This window comes from Proteus sp. NMG38-2 (genome assembly GCF_020640995.1).
GTDB lineage: Bacteria > Pseudomonadota > Gammaproteobacteria > Enterobacterales > Enterobacteriaceae > Proteus.
This window is the reverse complement of record NZ_CP085481.1, coordinates 3,531,960-3,549,607: the sequence shown is the minus strand read 5'-3', so window position 1 is coordinate 3,549,607 and position 17,648 is coordinate 3,531,960. Positions and strand designations below refer to the sequence as shown.

Annotated in this window: 16 protein-coding genes, 1 tRNA gene and 1 rRNA gene; 16 read left to right on the top strand and 2 right to left on the bottom strand. The window is 38.6% G+C overall.

Annotated elements, in window-relative coordinates; genetic code table 11:
- Positions 1 to 100 precede the first annotated feature (100 nt).
- The 6 genes from rrf to LG402_RS16850 all read left to right on the top strand — a co-directional run bounded on the left by rrf (position 101) and on the right by LG402_RS16850 (position 4,335).
- Positions 101 to 216 (top strand): 5S ribosomal RNA (rrf, locus tag LG402_RS16875).
- Between the two features lie 51 nt (positions 217 to 267).
- Positions 268 to 344: transfer RNA gene (locus LG402_RS16870), tRNA-Asp, on the top strand.
- 217 nt (positions 345 to 561) lie between these two features.
- Positions 562 to 1,347, top strand: a complete 786-nt coding sequence (locus tag LG402_RS16865) for an endonuclease/exonuclease/phosphatase family protein (protein ID WP_072070197.1) — start codon at positions 562 to 564, stop codon at positions 1,345 to 1,347.
- 183 nt (positions 1,348 to 1,530) lie between these two features.
- Positions 1,531 to 2,724: an NAD(P)/FAD-dependent oxidoreductase gene (locus LG402_RS16860; RefSeq protein ID WP_227336004.1), complete on the top strand. Its 1,194-nt coding sequence runs from the start codon at positions 1,531 to 1,533 to the stop codon at positions 2,722 to 2,724.
- Between the two features lie 11 nt (positions 2,725 to 2,735).
- Positions 2,736 to 3,134: a hypothetical protein gene (locus tag LG402_RS16855; protein ID WP_109409738.1), complete on the top strand. Its 399-nt coding sequence runs from the start codon at positions 2,736 to 2,738 to the stop codon at positions 3,132 to 3,134.
- Between the two features lie 19 nt (positions 3,135 to 3,153).
- A complete protein-coding gene (locus LG402_RS16850) occupies positions 3,154 to 4,335 on the top strand; it encodes a methionine gamma-lyase (RefSeq protein ID WP_166539742.1) in 1,182 nt (393 codons plus the stop codon).
- A gap of 94 nt (positions 4,336 to 4,429) precedes the next feature.
- On the opposite strand, the gene LG402_RS16845 is transcribed toward LG402_RS16850, so the two are convergent.
- The gene (locus LG402_RS16845; RefSeq protein ID WP_227336003.1) at positions 4,430 to 5,797 is read right to left on the bottom strand and encodes an amino acid permease; all 1,368 of its coding nucleotides are present in this window, start codon (positions 5,795 to 5,797) and stop codon (positions 4,430 to 4,432) included.
- Positions 5,798 to 5,963: 166 nt separating this feature from the next.
- Here LG402_RS16845 and queE point away from each other — a divergent pair, with 166 nt between their 5' ends.
- Positions 5,964 to 6,635 carry a 7-carboxy-7-deazaguanine synthase QueE gene (queE, locus tag LG402_RS16840; RefSeq protein ID WP_166539743.1) on the top strand — a complete coding sequence of 224 codons (672 nt, stop codon included), beginning with the start codon at positions 5,964 to 5,966 and terminating at the stop codon, positions 6,633 to 6,635.
- 81 nt (positions 6,636 to 6,716) lie between these two features.
- On the opposite strand, the gene queD is transcribed toward queE, so the two are convergent.
- Positions 6,717 to 7,079: a 6-carboxytetrahydropterin synthase QueD gene (gene queD / locus LG402_RS16835; RefSeq protein WP_198622798.1), complete on the bottom strand. Its 363-nt coding sequence runs from the start codon at positions 7,077 to 7,079 to the stop codon at positions 6,717 to 6,719.
- A gap of 301 nt (positions 7,080 to 7,380) precedes the next feature.
- Here queD and cysJ point away from each other — a divergent pair, with 301 nt between their 5' ends.
- From cysJ to ispD, 9 genes are all read left to right on the top strand, one after another.
- A complete protein-coding gene (gene cysJ, locus LG402_RS16830; protein ID WP_227336002.1) occupies positions 7,381 to 9,192 on the top strand; it encodes an NADPH-dependent assimilatory sulfite reductase flavoprotein subunit in 1,812 nt (603 codons plus the stop codon).
- Complete coding sequence (gene cysI, locus LG402_RS16825) at positions 9,193 to 10,923, top strand: assimilatory sulfite reductase (NADPH) hemoprotein subunit (protein ID WP_166539746.1); 1,731 nt, start codon at positions 9,193 to 9,195, stop codon at positions 10,921 to 10,923.
- Entirely contained in the window at positions 10,920 to 11,651 is a 732-nt protein-coding gene (locus LG402_RS16820; RefSeq protein ID WP_227336001.1) for a phosphoadenylyl-sulfate reductase, read from the top strand. Before cysI ends, LG402_RS16820 begins: the two co-directional genes overlap by 4 nt.
- Positions 11,652 to 11,857: 206 nt before the next feature.
- Entirely contained in the window at positions 11,858 to 13,282 is a 1,425-nt protein-coding gene (gene cysG / locus LG402_RS16815; RefSeq protein ID WP_227336000.1) for a siroheme synthase CysG, read from the top strand.
- Positions 13,283 to 13,293: 11 nt separating this feature from the next.
- Entirely contained in the window at positions 13,294 to 14,202 is a 909-nt protein-coding gene (gene cysD / locus LG402_RS16810) for a sulfate adenylyltransferase subunit CysD (RefSeq protein WP_109409747.1), read from the top strand.
- Positions 14,203 to 14,213: 11 nt separating this feature from the next.
- Positions 14,214 to 15,665, top strand: coding sequence for a sulfate adenylyltransferase subunit CysN (gene cysN / locus LG402_RS16805; protein ID WP_227335999.1), 1,452 nt, complete (start codon positions 14,214 to 14,216; stop codon positions 15,663 to 15,665).
- A gap of 2 nt (positions 15,666 to 15,667) precedes the next feature.
- Positions 15,668 to 16,279: an adenylyl-sulfate kinase gene (gene cysC, locus LG402_RS16800; RefSeq protein WP_166539749.1), complete on the top strand. Its 612-nt coding sequence runs from the start codon at positions 15,668 to 15,670 to the stop codon at positions 16,277 to 16,279.
- Between the two features lie 289 nt (positions 16,280 to 16,568).
- On the top strand, positions 16,569 to 16,859 hold the full coding sequence (gene ftsB, locus LG402_RS16795; protein ID WP_072070183.1) for a cell division protein FtsB: 291 nt from the start codon (positions 16,569 to 16,571) through the stop codon (positions 16,857 to 16,859).
- Between the two features lie 39 nt (positions 16,860 to 16,898).
- Positions 16,899 to 17,648, top strand: a complete 750-nt coding sequence (gene ispD / locus LG402_RS16790) for a 2-C-methyl-D-erythritol 4-phosphate cytidylyltransferase (protein WP_227335998.1) — start codon at positions 16,899 to 16,901, stop codon at positions 17,646 to 17,648.

Sequence of the window (17,648 nt, the reverse complement as noted above, 5' to 3'; positions counted from 1 at the left end):
GTCTGAGAGACGAAAAGTAGATGAAGTAAGCTTGTTTAAGATTGAATATTGCTGGTTATTGCGTAGAGATACAAAATAACGGGTGATTAAACAGAATTTGCTTGGCGGCCATAGCGCAGCGGTCCCACCTGATCCCATGCCGAACTCAGAAGTGAAACGTTGTAGCGCCGATGGTAGTGTGGGGTCTCCCCATGTGAGAGTAGGGAACTGCCAGGCATTAAATTAAAGCATTAGTGTTGGAAAACATTAATCGCGAAAAGAATACGCGGAGCGGTAGTTCAGTTGGTTAGAATACCTGCCTGTCACGCAGGGGGTCGCGGGTTCGAGTCCCGTCCGTTCCGCCAACATTAAGAAACCTAAGTCTAATGACTTAGGTTTTTTTTTGCTTAAAATTTAAGAATAAACAGACATTAAATCTCTAAAATTAAGTAAAAATAACTAATTTATATAAAAATAATTACTTTTGTTGATTATGGTGTCCTTTTAAAAGATGAGGGTAGCGCTAGGCTTTGGTATACTTAAGTTATAGCAAGAAATCTTGCTGCTTATCTGAGGTTGTTAATGGCGAAGAAACCGACTTATTCAGTACGTTTTGTGGCAGGTCAACCTGTAGAAAGGATTGAACCAAGCCCGCCTTTAAGTGAAAGAAAGGATACGTTACCTATTGGAATGCCTCTTTATACAGAAGGCACGCTAAAAATTGCAGTTTGGAATATCTATAAACAGCAACGACCCAATTGGCGCAATATGTTAGAGATCTTATCAACCGATACGCATTTACTTTTATTGCAAGAGGCTCAAACTACGCCTGAACTTGTTCGTTTTGCAGGAACCCATCATTTAATCGCAGATCAAGTACCTGCCTTAGCTTTTCAGCAACATCCAGCGGGGGTAATGACTTTATCAAGTTCTCATCCTATCTATTGTTGTCCTTTAAGAGAAAAAGAACCTTTTCTACGTTTATCAAAATCAGCATTAATTACGGTATATCCGCTGATCACGGGTGATCATCTAATGGTGATTAATGTGCATGCGATTAATTTTAGTTTTGGTGTTGATGTGTATCAGCGTCAATTAAGTAATTTATCTGTTCATATCATGCATCATAAAGGCCCTATTATTCTTGCAGGTGATTTTAATGCATGGAGTCGTCCTAGAGTGAATGTATTAAAGCGTTTTGCGAGAAGGTTAAGACTTAAAGAGGTTATTTTTGATAATGATTGGCGTACTAAAGCATTTGGTAAACCGTTAGATTATATTTTCTATCGCGGATTATCGCTAAATAATGCAGAAGTGCTGATCACTGATGCTTCAGATCATCATCCTTTAATTGCAACATTTTATTAGTGAGTGATGATAACGATAGTTAATATTAAATTTAAATATTTAAATTCGATATGATTATAACGATTATCAATTAGAATAATTATTTTAAAGATAGTTTATTTATCTATTTAATCTATTTGTTATATTAATGCCTTTTACTATACTTTTTTTGTCTATCTAATATCACTAGATATAGGAAATAAAATGCCAACAAAAAATATAGTTATTATTGGCGGTGGTACCGGCGGAACTATTCTTGCTAATATCCTGGCTAAAAAATTAAATGAAGAAATATTTTCAAATAAAATTAAAATAACACTTATTTCAGATAACCCTCATCATTATTACAAGCCTGCATTTATGTATATTGCATTTAATCTCTTTTTAAAAGAAGAGTTAATGCGATCAGAAAGAAGTTTATTAAGACCTGAAATTGAATTTGTTATAGATAAAGCTGAGCGTTTTGACTTTAACAATAAAGTTATCTATTGCGAGTCCAAGAAAAAATATAATTATGATTTCTTAGTTTTTGCAACTGGCTGTGTTCCTAGCCCTCATAGAATTGAAGGTTTAAAAGAAGCAGGTAGTCATTTTTATCAATATGAAGCAGCAAGAGCGCTCGCTGATAAACTTGCGACAATTGAAAAAGGGCGTGTATTTATTACAGTGAGTTTTCCTGAAACGCCGAATGTGCCCCATCAATGTGGTATTGCTCCAATGGAAACAACCTTGATGCTTGATGAACTATTACGTCAACGTCGAGTAAGAAGCAATATTGAAATTGTTTATACCTATCCTACAGTTGCTCAACTTTTAAGAAACTGTTTGTTTATGCAACAAGAGGTTTGCGAAGTCCTTCCTGCGGTATTTTCAGAGCGCGATATTAAAGCTAAACGTGGATTTACATTAAGCCATGTTGATCCAGATAAAAAGATAGCTTACTCAAAAGAGGGTGAAGCAGAGCCGTTTGATATTCTGATGAGTACTCCGCCAATTACTGCGGTTGAAGCTATTCGTAACACGGGTTTAAGTGAACATAATAACGGTGAGGGGTGGTTACCTACAGATCCTGAAACATTACAAGTTTATGGATTAAACCAAGTTTATGTTATTGGTGATACCGTTGATTTACCGATCAGTAAAGCCGGTGGTAGCTGTCATAACCAAGCCGGTGTAATTGCTAATAATATCTGTGGTGAACTGCGCTATGGTTATCCTGCCACTATTTATGATGGTCGAGTACAAGCCGTTGCACAAATGGGGCTATCAGCAGGAATGCCATTACAATATGATTATAAGCACGACGTAATACCTACACCGCCAACAAAGTTAGGGGGATTATTACGTAATAGTTATAACAGAGGTTTATATTGGGCAACAGTTAGAGGATTATTATAGGGGATACAATAATGAGTGAAAATAATTTAAGCCCAGCAGATATTCAACTGTTAACGGATGAAGATAAATTACATCTTCAACATTTATTAGAAAAAGCAAGACCATTATTAGCATTAAAGCGGTTTGATAATATTGTCGATTTATTATCTTTAATATCAGATTCAATAGATATTATGGATAACGCAACGGTTGAAAAACTGTCGGTCGCATTTGAAGAAACATTAATTCCAGTATGGGAATTAAGTGCCGCTTATAATATGGCAAAGAAAGAATCTATTTATCAAGATAAAAAATATACTTTAGGATCAACTTTTGCGTTATTAAGAAATCCTGATACGCTTAAAGGAATTTCTATTATTCTAAGAACAGTTCAAATTATCGGGGAAAATAACCAACGAATAGAAAACTAATTAATAATTAGGAGATGTAATGACGCAAGGTAATAAACATTTTAATACTCAAGCAATACATTATGGTTATTCTCCGTTAGACTCTCAGGGGGCGTTAGTGCCTCCTGTTTTTCAAACGTCTACTTTTGTTTTTCCGACGGCTCAATATGGAGCTGATTGTTTTGCAGGGCGGCAAAAAGGACATTTTTATTCACGGATTTCTAATCCTACATTAGATTTATTAGAAAAACGTTTAGCACAATTAGAAGATGGTGAAGGTGCAGTTGTTTTTTCTTCAGGAATGGGCGCGATTACATCAACCTGTTGGTCGTTACTTCAGCCTGGTGATGAATTGATTGCAGATATGACACTTTATGGATGTACTTTTACTTTTTTTAATCATGGGCTTGCCAAGTTTGGCATTAAAATAAAACACGTTGATTTAACTAATCTAAAAAAACTGAAAGAAGCGATTACTGAGAAAACAAAAATAATTTTTTTTGAAACTCCTGCTAATCCTAATATGCGTGTCAGTGATATAGCAAACATATCAGAAATAGCTCATCAGCATAATATTTTAGTGATAGTGGATAGCACTTACTGTTCACCTTATTTACAACAACCCTTAAAACTTGGTGCAGATATTGTTGTGCATTCTATGACCAAATACTTATCAGGCCATGGCGATGTGACTGCGGGTGCAATTATTACTACACATGAATTAACCAATAAAATACGTGTTGAGGGTTTAAAGGATATGACAGGGGCTTGTTTGTCTCCTCACGATGCCTCGTTAATATTACGAGGTATAAAAACGTTAGGCATAAGAATGGAGCAGATCTGCGAAAATGCACAACGTATAGCACAATACCTTGAAGATAATCCTAAAGTCGAAACTATTTATTATCCTGGGCTGACTTCTTTTCCTCAATATGAACTAGCCAAACGTCAAATGCGGTTAGCTGGAGGTATGATAGCTATTGAGTTAAAAGGAGGCATTAAAGCAGGTAGAGAGTTTCTCAATCGCTTAAATCTTTTTAGTCGAGCTGTGAGCTTAGGAGACTGCGAATCTTTAGCTCAACATCCAGCGACAATGACTCATGCTACTTATAGTGTAGAAGAACGGCAAAGACATGGCATTAGTGACGGTTTGGTTCGTTTATCAATTGGCCTAGAAGATGTGGATGATTTAATTGCAGATCTAGAACAAGCACTGGCTTAGTAACAATCGCTATTATCTAATAAAGAAAAAGGCTGTGAAATTATCCACAGCCTTTATTGCCCAACTTAAATATTGGTTAACTCAGAAATATGATTTATTTCTGGTTCATTCTTGGTTTGATACCCACATAGTAGCCGATAGTTAAAATCGCTACCCATACCATACCCACAATCAATGCCATTCTAGTTGATTCAAAATACCCTAAGATTGCGATAACAAACGCCATAAAGACGATAGTTAGTGCTGGTGCAACAGGCCATAGTGGTACTGGGAATTTAAGTGTTTTTACTTCTTCATCGCTCATCTTACGACGCATAGCGACTTGTGAAAGTAAAATCATTAACCAAACCCAAACTGTTGCAAATGTCGCAATAGAGGCAATTAAAACAAAGATTTGCTCTGGAATAAGATAATTAAGCACTACGCCAAGTAACAGTACCACTGACATTACTAGTACTGTCATCCAAGGCACGCCATTACGGGTAAGCTTCATAAAGGATTTAGGTGCTTGCCCTTCTTGAGCCATACCGTACATCATACGACCTGCCCCAAAGATATCACTATTAATTGCAGAAATTGCGGCTGTAATAACCACAAGGTTTAAGATATTTGCAGCTGAATTGATCCCTAGATTTGAGAAAATCTGTACAAATGGACTACCGTTATGGCCGATTTGTTGCCAAGGGAAAATACACATTAGAATAAATATTGTTAGAACATAGAATAATAAGATACGAAACGGTACAGCATTGATAGCTTTAGGAATGGTTTTCTCAGGATCTTTAGCTTCACTGGCAGTAATACCAATGACTTCAATCCCACCAAATGCAAACATCACAATGGCAAGCGAGGCGATAACCCCTTCAATACCATTTGGCATAAAACCACCAAACTCCCATAAGTTAGAGATACCAATAGGATGCTCAGTTTGTTGGCCAAAGCCATACATCATAATAACAACACCACCAATGATCATTGCGATAATAGCGGTGACTTTAATAATAGAAAGCCAAAACTCCATTTCCCCAAATATCTTCACATGGCAAAGGTTTAAGGCACCAATAAAGCAAACTATGCCTAATACCCATATCCATTGATCGACATCAGGGAACCAAAGTTTCATATAAAAACCAAATGCTGTGACGTCAGCTAGACAAACAATCAGCATTTCAAAAACGTAGTTCCAACCGGTTAAGAAGCCTGCTAAAGGTCCCATATAATGGCTAGCATATTGTGAGAAAGAGCCCGCAACAGGATGATGAACGGCCATTTCCCCTAATGCACGCATAACCATAAATACCGCAGCACCACCGATAAGGTAAGCCAATAATACTGCGGGACCTGCTTTTTCAATGGCTGCAGCTGAGCCATAAAATAGACCTGTCCCGATCGCAGAGCCTAGCGCCATGAAACGAATGTGCCGCCCTGATAATCCTCGTGAAAGTTGATTCTCTTTTTGCATCTAAAGTATTCCCATCTCTGTCCAACGGAGGAACTCTATCCTCTTTTTCAGTGTCTTCTCGCACGTTAGCTATTCAAAACAAACCATGTACCTTATCATAAAGCCTCTTACGGTGAGATAGTTATCTGTAATAATCATCAGCATTCATTGGATATCAGAGTTTCTTATGCAATACCCCATTAATGAAGTGTTTCAAACCTTACAGGGTGAAGGTGTTTTTACTGGCGTTCCTGCGCTTTTCGTTCGATTACAAGGTTGCCCAGTCGGCTGTAGTTGGTGTGATACAAAGCATACTTGGGAAAAAGAGGGCGAAAAAAAAGTTCCTCTTGGTGATATCCCGATTAAAACGCAAGAAAGCGATACTTGGGGCGAAGCCAGTGTTGCTGAAATTTTATCACTTTTTCAGCAACAAGGTTATAGTGCAAAACACGTTGTTATCACGGGAGGGGAACCTTGTTTATATGATTTGCGTCCTTTAACGCAAGGATTAGAGCAAGCGGGTTTTGCCTGCCAGATAGAAACCAGCGGTACTCATGACATTCTATGTAGTGAAAAAACATGGGTCACACTCTCACCTAAAGTGGGAATGCGAGGCGGTTTTAGTGTTTTATCAAACGCTATCAATCGTGCTAATGAAATAAAACACCCTGTTGGACGTGAAAAAGATATTGAAGCGTTGGATACATTATTGGCATTACGCACAGAACAACCTGCACCTGTTGTTGCTTTACAGCCCATTAGTTGTAAAGAGAGTGCAACGGCATTGTGTATTAAAACTTGTATTGAACGTAATTGGCGTTTCTCAATGCAAACGCATAAGTATTTAAATATTGCGTGATCAGATTTTTAATATGAAAAAAATCAGCCAATAAAAGGCTGATTTTCTTTTAGGTGATAACGGTTTAATCTTAATACAGAGCTATTCACCGCGATAAATACATCCTGCTGTACACGTCTCTTTCACCATTACCGCAGATAATAATGGTAATACCGGTTTTACTTGCTGCCAAATCCATTTTGCGAGCACTTCGCTGGTCGGATTTTCAAGGCCTTCAATTTCGTTAAGATAGTAGTGATCAAGACGCTCAAGAGTGGGTTTAAATGCGGCTTTAACATCAGCAAAATCAATAAGCCAACCTGACTGTGTATCAACTTCACCTGTTAGCTCTAATCGAACCAAAAAGGAGTGTCCGTGCAGGCGTCCGCATTTGTGGCCTTCAGGAACATGCGGTAAATGGTGGGCGGCTTCAAACTGAAAATCTTTAAAGATGGTGGTTGTCATCAAAACTCTCTTGACTTAATTAGTAAAAAAAAGACACAAATAGAACGAAGTCTACCAGTGTAGCCGATTTAGCGTATCACGCCTAATCTCCCTTAATCTTAATGACTTGTTATGTTCCTTTTTGCTTATTAATTTTATTGGTAAAGGAAACCGATAAATAAATTTAGCATTTAAGGTTATTAGATAGAGCCAACAGGTCTTTAATTCACCTTCTAGTCGTGAGATACCCTCTCAATATTAGAAATATTATCAAAGAACAATAAAGCACAGATAAGTGCATCGCTTTTTTAAGGCAGGATAAATGAGCAATCAACCCCCATTATTATCAATGCTTCCATTAACACCAGAGCAATTGAATAAATTACAAGATGCAACAAAAGATCTCTCAACAGCGCAAATTGCGTGGTTATCTGGGTATTTATGGGGGCAGTTGGATCATGCTGCTGTACCCGTGTCAACAGCGGTTGTTTCACCACAAGTTCCTGAACAAGAGACTATTACATTAATCTCTGCTTCTCAGACTGGTAATGCCCGCCATCTGACAGAACAATTACGAGATAATCTAGTTGCTCATAAATTGAATGTTGAGTTGTACTCTGCTAGTGAATATAAATTTAAGCAGATCCATAAAGCGACAACTTTAATTATTATTGCATCTACACAAGGAGAGGGTGAGCCTCCAGAAGAAGCGATTGCTTTCTATAAATATCTGCACTCTAAAAAAGCAGCTGAAATGAAGGAAACGTCTTATGCGGTATTCAGTTTAGGCGATACTTCTTACGAACATTTCTGCAAGGCAGGCAAAGACTTTGATGAAAGAATTGCCCAACTTGGTGCAATGCGCTTATTACCTAGAGTTGATGCTGATGTTGAATATCAGGCCATTGCGGATGAATGGATAAAACAGCTTACAGAAATCTTAAAAGTAAAAGTACCTGCACAGAGTACGCAAGTATTACAGCAAACGCAGTCAGGTACGACAGATACGATAGAAACTTCTATTTATCATCGTGATGCGCCTTTTACTGCCACATTACTGACTAATCAAAAAATCACAGGTCGAAATTCAGATAGAGATATTCGCCATATTGAAATCAGTCTTGAAGGTTCTGATTTGCAATATCAACCCGGTGATGCACTGGGTGTTTGGTTTAATAACTCGCCTGAAAAAGTCGATGAACTTATCACGTTATTGTGGCTAAAAGGTGATGAACCTGTCACGTTAAAATCTCAAACATTCACCTTAAAAGAAGCCTTATTACATCATTGTGAATTGACTCAAAATAGCGCGCCTATCGTCAAGGCCTATGCGCAACTTACACGCCATGAAGATTTATTGTCACTTATTGCTGATAAAACAAAGCTTCAGCAATATGCACAAAAACACCCTATTAATGAGATGGTGCGCCAATATTGTGCTCAGCCAACGGCACAAGATTTTGTGGATATTTTACGTCCTCTTACTCCTCGCCTTTACTCTATTGCATCATCACAACAAGAAGTGGAAGACGAAGTACACCTTACATTAGGCGTTGTGCGTTATGACGTAAACTCGCGTGCGTATACTGGTGGAGCTTCTGGCTTTTTAGCGGATAACTTGAAAGAAGGCGATACCGTCAATGTTTTTATTGAAAAGAATGAACATTTTCGCTTACCAAACAATAACGATGCACCCGTGATTATGATTGGGCCAGGTACAGGTATTGCACCTTTTAGAGCCTTTATGCAACAGCGTGAAAATGACGGTGCAACAGGTAAAAACTGGTTATTTTTCGGTAACCCTCATTTTGTTGAAGATTTTCTCTATCAAGTGGAATGGCAACGTTATGTCAAAAGCGGCCTGTTAACCCATATTGATTTAGCATGGTCACGAGATCAAGCACATAAAATTTATGTACAAGATAAATTACGTGAATGTGGTAGTGATATTTGGCAATGGTTACAACAAGGCGCTTATCTTTATGTCTGTGGTGATGCATCACATATGGCAAAAGATGTTGAACAAGCGTTGTTAGATATTGTGATGGAGTATGGCAATAAAAATAGTGAAGCAGCAGATGAATATTTAAGTGAGCTACGTCTAGAACGGCGTTATCAGAGGGATGTCTATTAAATGAAATCACATACTCAAGCGCCCTTAGTGGTTGAAGGGAAACTGGCTGATAGTGAACGCATGAAAAAAGAGAGTCATTTTTTACGCGGTACTATTACAGAAGACTTACAAAATGGTTTAACGGGTGGGTTTGAAGGCGATAACTTTCTATTGATCCGCTTTCATGGCATGTATCAACAAGATGACAGAGATATTCGTGCAGAACGTGCGGAGCAAATGTTAGAGCCTCGCCATGCGATGATGTTACGTTGTCGTTTACCTGGTGGTATTATCTCACCTAAACAGTGGCTTAGCATTGATCAGTTTGCGACAGAAAATACACTTTACGGCAGTATTCGAATTACTAACCGCCAAACTTTTCAATTTCATGGCATTTTAAAGGGTAATGTAAAACCTGCCCATCAAATGTTAGCCGCCACAGGACTTGATTCTCTAGCAACAGCGAATGATGTTAACCGTAATGTCTTATGTACTTCAAATCCAGTGCAATCTTCATTACATCAAGAAGCGTATGAGTGGGCAAAAAAAATATCAGAGCATTTATTACCACGCACTCATGCATATGCTGAAATTTGGTTAGACAAAGAAAAAGTTGCAACAACAGATGAAGAGCCTATTTTAGGAGAAACCTATTTACCGCGGAAATTTAAAACCTCGGTGGTGATCCCGCCTCATAATGATGTCGATCTTCATGCTAATGATATGAATTTTATTGCAATTGCTGAAAATGGGCGTCTTGTCGGGTTTAATGTACTGGTGGGGGGCGGTCTTGCGATGACTCATGGTGATAAGAATACCTTTCCTCGCTTAGCCAGTGAATTTGGCTATATCCCTATTGAAAAAACCTTAGCAATTGCTGAGGCGATTGTGACGACCCAGCGTGATTGGGGAAATCGTACTGAACGTAAAAATGCAAAAACAAAATACACATTAGAACGTGTTGGAATAGAAACATTTAAGCAGGAAGTTGAACGTCGCTCAGGTGTTATTTTTGATGCTATTCGACCTTATGAATTTACACATAGAGGCGATCAAATTGGTTGGTTAAAAGGTGTTGATGATAAATGGCATCTTACTTTATTTATTGAAAGTGGTCGATTGATTGATAAGCCTGATGCTCCATTGAAAACGGGTGTGGCTGAAATTGCTAAAATTCATCAAGGTGATTTTCGTCTTACTGCCAATCAAAATTTGATTGTGGCGGGTGTACCTGAAAATGAAAAAGCAAATGTTGAAGCTATTGCTCGTCGATATGGATTAATTGATGACAAGGTGACCCCACTGCGTGAACATGCAATGGCCTGTGTCTCTTTTCCAACTTGCCCATTGGCAATGGCTGAAGCAGAGCGTTTTTTACCCTCATTCACCGACACACTTGATAGCTTAATGACAAAACATGGCGTCAGTGATGAGCACATTGTTGTGCGCGTAACTGGATGCCCGAACGGTTGTGGTCGCGCTATGTTGGCAGAAGTGGGACTGGTGGGGAAAGCCCCCGATCGTTATAACCTACATTTAGGCGGTAATCGTATTGGTACACGCATACCTAGAATGTATCGTGAAAATATTACCTCGCAAGAAATTATAGCAATACTTGATTCATTGATTGGTGATTGGGCCATTTCTCGCCATAACAATGAAGGGTTTGGTGATTTCCTTATTCGTACCGATGTTGTTAAACCTGTACTCAATTCTGCCGTGGATTTTTATGAAGTGCAGGAGGCGGTATGAATATATTTCAGCTTGAACAACTAAGGTTATTATCGATAGAAGAACAACAAAAAACGTTAGCTGAAATTAATCAAAAACTTGAGCAACTTACCGCTATTGAACGTATTACTTGGGCTTTAACACATTTGCCTAAAGCTTATGTATTAAGCTCTAGTTTTGGTATTCAGTCTGCAGTCTGTTTGCATTTAATTACAAGGCAATATCCTGATATTCCTGTGATTTTGACAGATACGGGTTATTTGTTTCCTGAGACTTATCAGTTTATTGATACATTGACTCAACAGTTACAACTTAATTTAAAGGTGTATCGAGCTGAAATATCTTCATCTTGGCAAGAAGCCCGTTACGGCAAACTTTGGTTAGAAGGCATTGAGGGGATTGAACGTTATAACCAAATAAACAAAGTTGAGCCGATGGAGAGAGCATTAAAAACGTTACAGGCTCAAACATGGTTTGCAGGTCTTCGCCGACAACAATCTAAAAGCCGTGAGCATTTACCAGTGCTTTCAATCTCAAAAGGGATCTTTAAGTTTTTACCGATAGTAGATTGGGATAATAAGCAAATTCATCAGTATCTTAAAGAAAATGATTTACCTTATCACCCCTTATGGGAGCAAGGTTATCTCTCTGTGGGTGATACTCATACAACCCGAAAATGGGAAGAAGGTATGAGTGAAGAAGAAACTCGTTTTTTTGGCTTAAAACGTGAGTGTGGGTTACACGAATAACGCCATTATTTATCAATAAAATAATTAGGGTAATAGTTCAATCTATTGCCCTATTTGTCGTTTTGAAAAAAAATAACTCATTGAAATTATTTTATTTTTCCTTATTCCTTTCTGTTCCATCACATAGCTTTTTGTCATTTCATAAGCCCTAAAGCACCTTTTATAGTCGTTACTCATAAAGTGAACAATGAAGGTGAGATACGCGTATGGATTACCTACCCTTATTTGTGGAATTAAAAGAACGCCCGGTGTTATTGGTGGGTGGTGGTCATGTTGCCGCGCGTAAAGCTTTGCTGTTATTAAGAGCAGGTGCTCAATTAAAAGTGATAGCTCCTCAATTATGTGACGAATTACATCTTGCTTATCAGCAAGATAAAATTGAATGGGTGTCAGCAAAATATCAACCTGAACATCTATTAGGAATGATGCTGGTTATTGTAGCTACAGATGACAGTGTACTTAATCAACAAGTTTATCTTGATGCACAAGCACGACATATTTTTGTCAATGTTGTGGATTCACAGCCTCAATGCTCATTTATCTTTCCTGCCATTATTGACAGAAACCCTATTTTGATTGCGATTTCCTCGGCGGGAAAAGCGCCTGTTTTAGTTCGTATGATACGTGAGAAGTTAGAAGCTTTATTGCCAAGTTCATTAGGCACAATGGCGACAATTGCAGGAAAATGGCGCCATAAAGTGAAACAACACTTAAATACTTTTCAAGCGCGTTGTCGTTTTTGGGAGCAAGCCTTCGGTGGTAAATTTGCCACTCTAGTGGCGAGTGATCAATTGGTTCAAGCCGAGGCCCAACTTGAACAACAGCTAAAACAAAAAGAGAGCCAACAAGGTGAACTCGCATTAGTTGGGGCAGGCCCTGGTGATGCAGGTTTATTAACATTGCGTGGTTTACAGGTTATTCAACAAGCTGAAGTCGTCCTTTATGACAGTTTAGTAAGCCCAGAAGTTTTAGAACTGGTACGACGCGATGCTGACACTATTTGTGTGGGCAAAAGAGCTGGACATCACAGTGTTTCTCAAGAGGAAACAAATGCACTGATTGTGAAATATGCGCAATTAGGTAAACGAGTTGTTCGGTTAAAAGGGGGAGATCCCTTTATTTTTGGACGTGGTGGCGAAGAAATCGAAATTGCTATCGCGCATGGTATTGCGTTTCAGGTTGTACCAGGAGTCACCGCTGCCAGCGGAGCAAGTGCTTATGCTGGGATACCGTTAACTCACCGACAATATGCTCAAAGTGTCACTTTTATGACAGGACATTGTAAAGCTGATGGAATAGAACCAGATTGGGCATCGTTAGCGCAAGCTAATCACACACTCGCTATTTATATGGGAACGACAAAAGCAGAACTGATTAGTCAGCGTTTAATCAAACTCGGACGTTCTCCATTAACACCTATCGCTGTTATTAGTTGTGGCACACGCCGTGATCAGCAAGTTTTCACGGGTGATTTAACGCAATTAGCGCAATTGGCAGAAAAAGCGCCCACTCCGGCTCTATTAATTGTAGGAGAGGTGGCTGCATTGCACCATCAACTTGCGTGGTTTGGCGATAGACACGCTTATCCGTCTTTACCTTCGCACCATTCATCTTTGGTTCATTTTGCCTAAACGAGGTTGTTATGAATGAAACACAGTTAACGCATCTCCAGCAATTAGAAGCAGAAAGTATTTATATTCTGCGTGAAGTTGTCGCTGAATTTGCAAATCCCGTCATGCTTTATTCAATAGGCAAAGATTCCTCGGTGATGTTGCATTTAGCACGCAAGGCATTTTATCCCGCTAAATTACCTTTTCCTTTGCTACATGTTGATACTGGCTGGAAATTTCGAGAAATGTATGATTTTCGAGATAAAACAGCTAAAGAGTATGGTTTTGATCTTAAGGTTTATCGCAATCCACAAGGTGAAGAGCTTGGAATTAATCCGTTTATTCATGGTAGTGCAAAACATACGGATATCATGAAAACAGAAGGGTTAAAACAAGCTTTAGACAAATATGGTTTTGATGCGGCATTTGGTGGCGCTCGTCGTGATGAAGAAAAATCACGAGCCAAAGAACGTATTTATTCATTTAGAGATAGATCTCATCGTTGGGATCCAAAAAATCAACGACCTGAATTATGGAAAAACTATAACGGCCAAATTAATAAAGGTGAAAGTATTCGAGTATTTCCATTATCTAACTGGACTGAACTCGATATTTGGCAATATATCTATTTAGAAAATATCGATATTGTTCCTCTTTATTTTGCAAAAAATAGACCTGTTATTGAGCGTGATGGCACATTAATTATGGTTGATGACGACAGAATTGATCTTAAGCCGGGTGAAGTTATCACTCAGCAACAAGTGAGATTTAGAACTTTAGGATGCTGGCCATTAACAGGAGCCATTCCTTCACAAGCCGAAACGCTACCTGCCATTATTGAGGAAATGCTGATTTCCACCAGCAGTGAACGACAAGGGCGTTTAATTGATAGTGATCAGTCCGCTTCAATGGAGCTGAAAAAACGTCAAGGTTACTTTTAATTGGAGGATATATGGGACTTGCAGTCGTGAAAACAAATCAACTTATTGCTGGTGAGATTGCACATTTTGGTGGCGTGGAAAGCTATCTTAAAATGCAACAAAACAAAGGATTATTACGATTTTTAACCTGTGGTGATGTTGATGATGGCAAAAGCACATTAATAGGGCGTTTGCTTCATGATACAAGGCAGATCTACGAAGATCAGCTTTCTACATTACAAACGGAAAGTAAAAAAATAGGTACTCAAGGTGAAAAGCTCGATCTGGCTTTGCTGGTGGATGGATTAGCAGCGGAAAGGGAGCAAGGGATCACGATTGATGTTGCTTATCGTTATTTTTCAACGGCAAAACGCAAATTTATTATTGCTGATACACCTGGACATGCGCAATATACCCGTAATATGGCGACAGGTGCATCAACCAGTACACTTTCTATTCTGCTGATCGACTCTCGTAAAGGCGTACAAGAGCAAACGCGACGTCACAGTTTTATCAGCACACTTTTGGGGATACGCCATCTGATTGTGGCGATTAACAAAATGGATCTAGTGGATCACCAACAAGCTATTTTTGACTCGATCAAACAAGATTATCTTAAATTTGCCGATCAACTTCCTACAGATCTAACCATTGAATTTGTACCTATCTCTGCGCTTGATGGTGATAATGTCGTTTTACCTTCCTTGAATATGCCTTGGTATCAAGGGAAAACTTTGATTTCACTATTAGAAGACGCACCAGTTAAATTGGGATCATCTACACAATCGCTACGTTTCCCAGTGCAATATGTAAATCGCCCTGATCTAGATTTTAGAGGATACAGTGGCACGATTTCTTCTGGTGTTATTTACCAAGGACAACAAATCAAAGTATTACCTTCGGGGCAACGTTCTACTATCAAACGTATTGTTACTTTTGATGGTGATTTAACCCAAGCGAGTGCGGGACAAGCTATTACACTTGTTTTAACTGATGAAATTGATATTAGTCGTGGAGATATTATTGTTGATAGTAGTGATACAACTGCCAATATTAGCACTCATGCATTGATAGATGTGGTATGGATGTCAGAGCAACCCTTAGTTCAAGGGCATATACTTGATATCAAGATTGCAGGCAAAAAGAGTCGAGCAAATATAGAGAATATTCATTATCAAGTAGATGTGAATAAGCTTACTCAACAAGTTACAGATAATTTAAGTTTAAATGCAATAGGTAGTGTTGAAGTCTCATTCGAAGAGCCTTTGGTGCTTGATAACTATCAAGCCAATGCCGATATGGGAGGGCTTATTTTTATTGATAGGTTAAGCAATGTCACGGTAGGAGCGGGGCTTATTCGAGAAACTCGCAATACGCTTATACAAGCTACGACACAATACGATGCTTTTGAGGTTGAGCTTAATCAGCTTATCCGTCGTCATTTTCCTCATTGGGGAGCAAGAGATCTTCTTGGAGGAAAATAAAGATGATAAGTGAAGATATTGTCTGGCATTCGCATAAAATTGGATTAAACGATCGTGAATCACAGCAAGCACACAAAGGATGTGTGCTTTGGTTTACTGGATTATCAGGATCGGGTAAATCCACGCTTGCTGATGCATTAGAGCAAGCACTTTATCAACACTCCGATTCGCCAATTCACACCTATTTATTAGATGGCGATAATTTACGTCATGGATTATGCCGTGATCTTGGGTTTAGCGAAGAAGATCGACATGAAAACATCCGCCGTGTGGGTGAAGTCGCTAAATTGATGGTAGATGCGGGGCTTATTGTCTTAACTGCTTTTATTTCACCTTATCGAGAAGATAGGCAACAAGTTAGACGTCATTTTGAGCAAGGTCGATTTATTGAGATCTTTGTCGATACTCCCCTTCATATTTGTGAGGATCGTGATCCGAAAGGGCTTTATCAAAAGGCAAGACGCGGTGAAATAAAACAATTTTCAGGTATTGATTCACCTTATGAACGCCCTGTTGATCCTGAATTACATTTAGATGGTACACTCTCTATTAATAAACTTACTCAGCAAATTCTCACTTACCTACAGCAACATCAAATCTACCGTGAGTTTTGAAGTAAAATTCAATTATCTCTACACAAATACCCTATGAAAGTAGGGATGTGTAGAGTTATCAATGTGTTATATGTATAAAACACATTTATCATCTCATCTGCTTAAATATCATTAAGTCTTTTCATCTGAAATGGATTTATTTATCAATTAAGCCCTAATCTGAATATTATAAAAGTGCCCCACGTTTATAGTGAGCTGAATACAAATAATAATGTAATATATTCCAGCGCTTTTGTGGCGTCTGTGGTTGAGTTGTGGGATGATTAGCCCATTAATCTTGGGGGTGGTAATGGGGAAATTAACAGTCTTACTTCTGATTTTACTTGGTTGGCTACAATATTCATTGTGGTTAGGTAAAAATGGTATCCATGATTACAACAAAGTAAGTCAAGAAGTTGAATCTGCATTGGCGCAAAATACGCAGTTAAAAGAGCGTAATGATCGTCTATTTGCAGAGATTGATGACCTCAATGGCGGGCAAGAAGCGTTAGAAGAGCGCGCTCGTAGTGAATTAGGGATGATTAAGCCTAATGAGACCTTCTTCCGTATTGTGAATGATAAGTCTCAACCACGTCGTTAATTTATTGAATTAATAGTGTGTCCTGATACAAATACCATAATGAATATAACAAACTCTACTCTTCCTATTGTTGCCGTTATTCCGGCTGCTGGTATCGGAAGTCGAATGCAATCAATCTGCCCAAAACAATATTTGAAGATTGGTGGATTGACTATTCTTGAATATACCATTAATGCTTTATTAAAACACCCACGCATAATGAAAATTATTGTGGCAATTAGCCCGGATGATCATTATTTTCAAGCTTTGCCTTTAGCTCAAGATGAAAGGATCATTACAGTTAATGGCGGAGGGGAGCGTGCGGACTCCGTATTATCGGGTTTAGAGTACGTCACTCAGCATTTTTCTGATAAGACTTGGGCTCTTGTCCACGATGCAGCTAGGCCTTGCTTGCATTTTGGCGACCTTGATCATCTTATTAAATTAATTGATGAAAACTTTTCAGATCCACAGTTTTGCGGTGGTATTCTTGCAACTCCTGTACGTGATACGATGAAACGTAGCCATCAACAAGATAATCATATTGAACAAACAGTAGAGAGAACAACACTATGGCATGCTTTAACGCCACAGTTCTTTCCAGCCTTGTTATTAAAACAAAATATAGAAAATGCACTCTCAGAAAAAGCAACTATTACTGATGAAGCATCAGCAATGGAATATGCTGGATATGAACCTCTATTAGTGAAAGGGCGTGCAGACAATATCAAAGTAACTCAGCCAGAAGATTTGGCGCTTGCAGAGTTTTTTCTTTCACGCCAAATCACCAATATAAGGAACACACAATAA